This is a genomic window from Oerskovia sp. NPDC056781 (assembly GCF_042789955.1).
Taxonomy (GTDB): domain Bacteria; phylum Actinomycetota; class Actinomycetes; order Actinomycetales; family Cellulomonadaceae; genus Oerskovia; species Oerskovia rustica.
The window spans coordinates 1-6,997 of sequence record NZ_JBHUAD010000211.1; the positions used below are offsets into that span (position 1 = coordinate 1).

Consider the following 6,997-nt stretch of genomic DNA (forward strand, 5'->3'; position numbering starts at 1 on the left):
CTCCAGGCCCGCAAGGCGGGGGAGGGGGCCGCGGCTGCTTCGTCCGCGCCGGTCGCGGCCGTCGAACCGACTGCGGCTCCAGTTCCTTCTGCCGTGCCCGCCACGGTGACGGTGGACGCGGTGCCCGCCGAGGCGGCTCCGGTGGCGGACGTGCCGGTTGCGGAGGTGCCGACCGAAGCGGTGGCACCGGCTCGTGCTCCGGCCTCGTCGGGCGCGCCGGACGCCCGGGCGACCGGCGAGTGGCCGGTCGTGGTGCCGGTCGGCACCGCCGAGGTCGCACCTGCCACGTCGGAGGCCCGTGCCGAGGCAGCACCCGGGGGTGAGGACTCGCCGGTCGTCACCCAGGTTCCCGACCACGGGACCACGCCCACGGCCGAGCCGGTGCACGTCGCGCCGGTCGAACCGGCGGCGCCGCATGCCGCAGCGCCTGCCGCACCCGCCGGGTCTGCCGTCCCGGCAGGGCCCTCGGCGACGTCGACCGACACCGCGGCCCTGACCCTGCGCTGGCCCGAGGTCCTCGAGACGCTGAGCACCATCAAGCGGCTCACGTGGATGCTCGTGCGCGACAACGCCGAGGTCGCCGAGCTCACCGAGAGCACGCTCGTGCTCAGCTTCAGCAACGGTGGCGCGGCGGGCTCGTTCCGCAACGGCAACAACTCGGCCGCGCTCCAGGAAGCGGTGCACAAGACGCTCGGCTTCCAGGTCCGGATCGACGTCCAGATCGACGAGGGCGACGGGACCCCCCGAGCCCGGACCACGGCCGGTCCCGCTCCCACCCCCTCCCCGCAGCCCGCGCCGGGAGCGACACCACCGGCGCCTTCGGCACCGCCGCTGCGGGACGAGGCATCGGGTGGTGCCGCTGCCCCGACCGGTCAGGTGCCCGGCGCCGGCTCGGTGTCGATCGCCCCGACCGCACCCCAGGGCGCGGGAGCCATCCAGGTCTCCGGCGGGACCGCGGCGGTGACAGACCAGCGAGGCGGCGTCGCCCTCCAGGAGCGACCCGTCCCGGCGTCGCAGCCCTCCACCCCGGAGGTCGCGGCGGCGTCTGTCGTCGAGCCCCCGGTCGTGAACGCGGCCGACGAGGCCTGGCTCGCGGGCCTGCCAGTGACCGAGCCGCCCGCCGACCTCGACGAGGGTCACGAGCCGCCACCTGCGGACGTGCGGCGAGCGGCGCCGTCGGGCAGCGGGGCCGTGCAGCGCCCAGCCGTTCCCTCGGCGGCCTCGGTGCCGCCGGCACCCAGCGCGCCGACACCCGCCGTCCCCACGGGGCCCGCGCCGGGCGTGCGCGAGACGCGCCGCCAGACGCTCGAGCGGCAGGCCGCCGAGCAGAGGGCCCGGCAGTCGTCGGCACGCGTCACGGTCTCGATGGACGACGACTCGCCGTCCGACGACGACCCGGACCTCGCGTCGTCTGGCCTGGTCGGTGCACCGCTCGTCGCCCAGCTGCTGGGCGGCGTCGTGATCGACGAGACCATCGACACCGGGCTCTGAGCGTGAGCCCGCGCGGGGAGCTCCACCACGTCGAGCTGTGGGTCGAGGACCTCGACACCGCGGAGAGCTCGTGGGCGTGGCTGCTCGACGAGCTCGGCTACACCCGCTTCCAGACGTGGGCCTCGGGCCAGAGCTGGCTGCGCGGGGCGACGTACATCGTGCTCGAGGCGAGCCCGGCCGCCCGCGCCGCGAGGCACGACCGCCTGCGTCCCGGCCTCAACCACCTGGCGTTCTCGGGCGGGCGCCGCACCGAGGTCGACGACCTGGTGACGCGCGCGGCCGAGCACGGGTGGAGCCTGATGTTCGCCGACGCCCACCCCTACGCGGGCGGCCCGCAGCACTACGCGGCCTACCTCGAGAACGCCGACGGCTTCGAGGTGGAGATCGTCGCGGCCGACGACTGACGCGCGGCCCGGGACGCCCCGCGCGGCGGACCGCGGAGTCGACGGCGCCACGTAGGCTGGGGGCGTGTATGAAGGCGCGGTCCAGGACCTGATCGACGAGCTCGGCCGACTCCCCGGGGTCGGCCCCAAGAGTGCCCAACGCATCGCGTTCCACCTCCTCGCGGCCGACGCCGCGGACGTGCGGCGGCTCGCCGACGCACTCACCGAGGTCAAGCTGCGCGTGCGGTTCTGCGAGATCTGCGGCAACGTCGCCGAGTCCGAGCAGTGCCGCATCTGCCGTGACCCCCGGCGCTCCGCCGAGGTGATCTGCGTCGTCGAGGAGCCCAAGGACGTCGTCGCGATCGAGCGCACGCGCGAGTTCCGCGGCAAGTACCACGTCCTCGGCGGGGCCATCAACCCGATCGACAACGTCGGTCCCGACGACCTGCGCATCCGTGAGCTCCTCACCCGGCTCGCCGACGGCGCGGTCCAGGAGGTCATCCTCGCGATGGACCCCAACGTCGAGGGTGAGGCCACGGCCACCTACCTCACGCGCATGCTCTCGCCCATGGGGCTGCGTGTGTCCCGCCTGGCGTCCGGGCTGCCGGTGGGTGGAGACTTGGAGTACGCCGACGAGGTGACGCTCGGGCGGGCGTTCGAGGGACGGAGGGTCGTCAGTGGTTGAGACCGAAGAGGCCGTGGGGTCGGACCTGCGGTCCGTCGCGGCCTCGGTGTCCGCGCAGGCGCGCACCTTCCTCACGACGACCGCCGAGGTCGCCTCGGGAGCGGCCCCGGAGGCCGCGATCCCGCTGCTCCTCCTCGCCACGTCGGACCTGCTGGCCGTCGGCGCGCGACTGGGCGCCATGATGGACGTCGTCCCGGACCAGCGCTTCGAGCCCGACGCCGGGCCCGAGACCGACCTCGACCCGTTGCGCGAAGGCCTGGCCCGGCTGCTCGACGGCCTGGACGACTACCCGGAGATCGAGGACCCCGTGCTGGGCGCGGTCGTCGGTCAGGCGTCCGTGTCCGGGGACATCGCGTGCATCGCCGAGGCCCTGGCGAAGGGGCTCCAGCACTACGACTCGGGCCAGGAGCTCGAGGCCCTGTGGTGGTGGCAGTTCTCCTACCTGTCGCTGTGGGGCGAGCGGGCCGCGAGCGCGCTGCGCGTCCTGCAGCTCGTGCTCGCGCACCTGCGGCTCGACGTCGAGGACGACGTCGCCGCCGAGGCGGAGTACGACGCGCTGCACTCCTGACGGGGACAGGGCTCGGGGGTGTCGCGCAGCCGTGGCCCGCAGTCTGACCGCCGGTCCGCCTCGTCGGGTCCCCCGCGCGCCTTGTCAGGTGCACCGCGCCGCTCTCCGGTGACCTCTCGGCCGTCGTGCAAGACTGCCGTGTGACCTGGGACCTCGCCGCGACCCTTCCCACCGCCGACGGGATCGTGCTGCCCGGGTCGGGCGGGCTCGAGCTCGACCTCCTGACGATCGCCCTGCTGGTCCTCGCGGGCCTGACCGCCGGCTGGATCGACGCCGTGGTCGGCGGGGGAGGGCTCGTCCAGCTCCCCGCGCTGCTGCTCGTCCCCGGGATCAGCCCGGTCCAGGCCCTCGCGACCAACAAGCTCGCGAGCATCATGGGCACGTCCGTGAGCGCGACGACGTACTACCGGCGCGTGGGGCCGGACCTGCGGACCGCCGGGCCCATGGCGCTCGCAGCGCTCGTGGGGGCCGTGGGCGGCGCGGCGCTCGCGTCGAAGATCCCCGCCGAGCTGTTCAAGCCGATCATCCTCGTGGTCCTGATCGCCGTGGCGGCGTACACGATCGCCAGGCCGAAGCTCGGCCACACGACGAACCTGCGCTGGGAGGGCAACGGGCACCGGTGGGCCGCTGCGGGCATCGGGCTCGCGATCGGGTTCTACGACGGACTGCTGGGCCCGGGGACGGGGACGTTCTTCGTCATCTCGCTCGTGAGCATCCTGGGGTACGCGTTCCTGCCCGCCTCGGCGCTCGCGAAGATCGCGAACTTCGCGACCAACGCCGGGGCGCTCATCTTCTTCGTCCCGTACGGTGCGGTGCTGTGGGGTCTGGGTCTCGCGATCGGGGCCGCGAACCTGCTCGGTGCGTACATCGGGGCGCGCATGGCCGTGGCCAAGGGCAGCGGGTTCGTGCGGGTCGTGTTCGTGGTCGTGGTGGGCGCTCTGATCTGCAAGCTGGGGTACGACGTCGTCACGAGCCTGGGCGAGTGACCGTGCGCGAGGAGGGGGTGTCGGGCGGGGCCGGTCCGAAGGGATCCGGCCGGCCGGGCCGAGACGGGTGGTCTGGTCGCCCACCCGCCGCCGAGAACGGGGTTGAGGCCGTCAAGCGGGCCGGAACGACCTCAACCACGTTCTCGGCAACCGGGGTCGGCCAGCGTCGCCGCAGGTCAGCGATCGACCCCCGGTCCCGCCCGGTCGCATCCTGAGCACCCTCCCGACGACCCCGGGCCGCGGGCTATCATCGACCGACTCGTAAAGCACCCGGCGGGCCGTTGAGAGAGACGGAGGCCGGCGACGTAACGGAGCAGCAAGTGGCACTTGTCGTGCAGAAGTACGGTGGCTCGTCGGTAGCTGATGCGGAGAGCATCAAGCGGGTGGCGAAGCGCATCGCAGAGACCAAGCGGGCCGGACATGACGTGGTCGTCGTGGTCTCGGCCATGGGTGACACGACGGACGAGCTCATCGATCTCGCCCAGCAGGTCACGCCCCTCCCTCCCCAGCGCGAGATGGACATCCTGCTCACGGCAGGCGAGCGCATCTCGATGTCGCTGCTGGCGATGGCGATCAACAACCTCGGTGTGAAGGCGAAGTCGTTCACGGGCCAGCAGGCCGGCGTGATCACGGACGCCGTGCACGGCAAGGCGCACATCGTCGACGTCGTCCCGCACCGCATCCGCGAGACCGTCGAGAAGGGCTCGGTCGCGATCGTCGCCGGGTTCCAGGGCGTCACGCAGAGCACCAACGACGTGACGACGCTCGGTCGCGGCGGCTCGGACACCACGGCCGTGGCGCTCGCGGCGGGCCTGAGCGCCGACGTGTGCGAGATCTACACCGACGTCGACGGCGTGTTCACGGCGGACCCGCGCATCGTGCCGACGGCCCGCAAGATCGACCACATCTCCTACGAGGAGATGCTCGACATGGCGGCGAGCGGGGCCAAGGTCCTGGTGCTGCGCTGCGTCGAGTACGCGCGCCGCTACGGCGTGCCCATCCACGTCCGTTCGTCGTTCTCGACGAAGGCCGGGACGATCGTGTCGAACGACGCGCGCTCGGTGCCGAACGTCCCCCAGCAGGCTCCCGGCTCCCCGGCCGGCAACGAGGCAGAGGTCATCATGGAAGCTCCGATCATCTCCGGCGTCGCGCACGACCGCAGCGAGGCCAAGATCACCGTCGTCGGCGTCCCGGACGTGCCGGGCACGGCCGCACGCATCTTCGAGGTCGTGGCCGGTGCGGGCGCGAACATCGACATGATCGTCCAGAACGTCTCGGTCGCGGCCACGGGCCTCACGGACATCTCGTTCACGCTGCCCATGGACGACGGCGCCCTCGCGACCACGGCCCTGGACGCCGTGCGCGAGGAGATCGGCTTCGCGTCGCTCCAGTACGACGACCAGATCGGCAAGGTCTCGCTCATCGGGGCGGGCATGAAGTCGAGCCCGGGTGTCTCGGCGCAGCTCTTCGGTGCGCTGCGCGACGCGGGCATCAACATCGAGATGATCTCGACGTCGGAGATCCGTATCTCGGTCGTGACCCGCGCCGACAGCCTCGACGACGCGGTGCGGGCCATCCACACCGCGTTCGAGCTGGACGGCGAGAGCGAAGCAGTCGTCTACGCCGGCACCGGCCGTTGAGCGAGGAGAGAACCATGAGCAACCAGAACTCTGCAGGCCTCGTCGTCGGCGTCGTCGGGGCGACCGGTCAGGTCGGCGCCGTCATGCGCCGTCTGCTCGAGGAGCGCGACTTCCCGGTCGCGCAGATCCGCTACTTCGCCTCCGCGCGCTCCGCGGGCAGCACGCTGCCCTGGAAGGGTGAGGACGTCGTCGTGGAGGACGCGGCCACGGCCGACGTGTCGGGCCTCGACATCGCGCTCTTCTCCGCGGGGGGCGCGACCTCGAAGGCGCAGGCCGAGCGCTATGCCGCGGCGGGTGTCGTCGTGATCGACAACTCGTCCGCGTGGCGCATGGACCCGGACGTCCCGCTGGTCGTCTCGGAGGTCAACCCGGACGCGATCCACGAGGCGCGCAAGGGGATCATCGCGAACCCGAACTGCACCACGATGGCCGCGATGCCGGTCCTCAAGCCGCTCGCGGACGAGGCCGGACTGGAGCGCCTGATCGTGGCGACGTACCAGGCGGTCTCTGGTGCCGGGCTGGCCGGCGCGGCCGAGCTGCGCGACCAGGCGGTCGCGGGCGCCGAGCAGGACCTCACGGGCCTGGTGCACTCGGGCAGCGCGGTCTCGTTCCCTGCGCCGGACAAGTTCCCGCGCAACATCGCGTTCAACGTGGTGCCGCTCGCGGGCTCGATCGTGGACGACGGCGAGGAGGAGACGGATGAGGAGAAGAAGCTCCGCAACGAGTCGCGCAAGATCCTCGGCCTCCCGGACCTGCTGGTCGCGGGCACGTGCGTGCGCGTCCCGGTGTTCACGGGTCACTCGCTCGCGATCCACGCCGAGTTCGGCCAGGCCATCTCTCCTGACCGTGCGCGCGAGCTCCTCGCGGACGCCCCGGGGGTCGCGCTCTCTGACGTCCCGAACCCGCTCGAGGCCGCAGGTGCCGACCCGTCGTTCGTGGGCCGCATCCGTACCGACCAGAGCGTGCCGGGCGGACGCGGCCTGGTGCTGTTCGTGTCGAACGACAACCTCCGCAAGGGTGCCGCGCTCAACGCGGTGCAGGTCGCGGAGCTGGTCGCGGCGGACCTCGCGAGCAAGGCTTCGACCCCCGCGTGACCCGGGTGTCAGAACCTGCGTGACCTGGAGGTCACGTCCGTTCTGACACGGACCACGCATCGCAGTGCCCGACGGCGCCCCTCACCTTCCGGTGGGTGGGCGCCGTCGCGCTGTGGGCTGTGCCGAGAAGTGAGTTGCGGCCCCTGATCC

The 6,997-nt window shown here is 72.6% G+C and carries 6 protein-coding genes and 1 pseudogene; all 7 read left to right on the forward strand.

Annotation, left to right across the window (positions count from 1 at the left end; all coding sequences use genetic code 11):
- A pseudogene (locus tag ACFRCR_RS15250) lies at positions 1 to 1,491 on the forward strand (hypothetical protein); the annotation flags it as partial.
- Positions 1,492 to 1,493: 2 nt separating this feature from the next.
- On the forward strand, positions 1,494 to 1,895 hold the full coding sequence (locus tag ACFRCR_RS15255; protein WP_377678693.1) for a VOC family protein: 402 nt from the start codon (positions 1,494 to 1,496) through the stop codon (positions 1,893 to 1,895).
- Between the two features lie 64 nt (positions 1,896 to 1,959).
- Entirely contained in the window at positions 1,960 to 2,559 is a 600-nt protein-coding gene (recR, locus tag ACFRCR_RS15260; RefSeq protein WP_138822666.1) for a recombination mediator RecR, read from the forward strand.
- Complete coding sequence (locus ACFRCR_RS15265; RefSeq protein WP_138822668.1) at positions 2,552 to 3,127, forward strand: DUF5063 domain-containing protein; 576 nt, start codon at positions 2,552 to 2,554, stop codon at positions 3,125 to 3,127. The genes recR and ACFRCR_RS15265 overlap by 8 nt, the downstream gene beginning before the upstream one ends.
- A gap of 188 nt (positions 3,128 to 3,315) precedes the next feature.
- A complete protein-coding gene (locus ACFRCR_RS15270) occupies positions 3,316 to 4,113 on the forward strand; it encodes a TSUP family transporter (protein ID WP_377678698.1) in 798 nt (265 codons plus the stop codon).
- A gap of 320 nt (positions 4,114 to 4,433) precedes the next feature.
- Positions 4,434 to 5,753 (forward strand): aspartate kinase, encoded by a 1,320-nt coding sequence (locus ACFRCR_RS15275; RefSeq protein WP_138822672.1) that lies wholly within the window; start codon positions 4,434 to 4,436, stop codon positions 5,751 to 5,753.
- A 14-nt stretch (positions 5,754 to 5,767) separates the two neighbouring features.
- Positions 5,768 to 6,847 carry an aspartate-semialdehyde dehydrogenase gene (locus ACFRCR_RS15280; RefSeq protein WP_377678696.1) on the forward strand — a complete coding sequence of 360 codons (1,080 nt, stop codon included), beginning with the start codon at positions 5,768 to 5,770 and terminating at the stop codon, positions 6,845 to 6,847.
- Positions 6,848 to 6,997 lie beyond the last annotated feature (150 nt).